Source organism: Oleiphilus sp. HI0066, assembly GCF_001635725.1.
The window spans coordinates 1-776 of sequence record NZ_LWFH01000117.1 but is presented as its reverse complement, the minus strand read 5'-3'; the positions used below and the strand labels follow the sequence as shown (position 1 = coordinate 776).

The window sequence follows — 776 nt, the reverse complement described above, 5'->3', positions numbered from 1 at the left end:
TCAAGCAACTGATCTGATTTTGATTGACCTTGCAAACGGTCAAAACCGTTTGGGCGGTTCGGCTTTGGCTCAAGTATATTCTCAGGTTGGTGCGATCGCGCCAGATCTTAATGACTCTGAAGACTTAAAAGCCTTCTTTGCTGTGATTCAGGGCTTAAACAAACACGGTAAGCTATTGGCTTATCATGACCGTTCAGATGGCGGTTTATTCGCGACTTTGGCAGAGATGTCCTTCGCAGGCCATGTGGGTGTTGACATCAAACTCGATCAGCTTGCTGAAGATGATTCACACTTTGCCCGTGAATTGTTTAATGAAGAGCTTGGTGCGGTGATTCAAGTCAATGCTGCCGATACCGAGGAAGTGCTTCAGCAGTTTACTGCTGCAGGATTAGGTGAACACACGCTAGTGATCGGCACATTGAATGATGACGACATGGTGCGTTGTAGCTTTGACGGTAAAGCGGTCATTGAGCGTTCTCGTTCTAGCTTGTGGCAACTGTGGTCTACAACCAGCTATAAAATGCAAAGCCTGCGTGATAATTCAGAATGTGCACAGCAAGAGTTTGATGCTTTAGCTGATGCCAACAATCCTGGTCTACATGCTGAATTGAGCTTTGATCTCAATGAAGATGTTGCTGCGCCTTATATTAATACAGGGGCCAAACCTCGTATTGCTGTATTGCGTGAGCAAGGCGTAAATGGTCAAACAGAAATGGCTGCAGCATTCACGCGAGCAGGATTTGAAGCACAAGATGTGCACATGAGTGACCTCGGCG

1 protein-coding gene is annotated in these 776 nt (G+C 46.5%); it reads left to right on the top strand.

Annotation, left to right across the window (positions count from 1 at the left end; all coding sequences use genetic code 11):
• Positions 1 to 19: 19 nt before the first annotated feature.
• Positions 20 to 776: phosphoribosylformylglycinamidine synthase subunit PurQ (locus A3738_RS02175; protein ID WP_369819753.1), on the top strand; the 757-nt coding region annotated here is incomplete at its 3' end.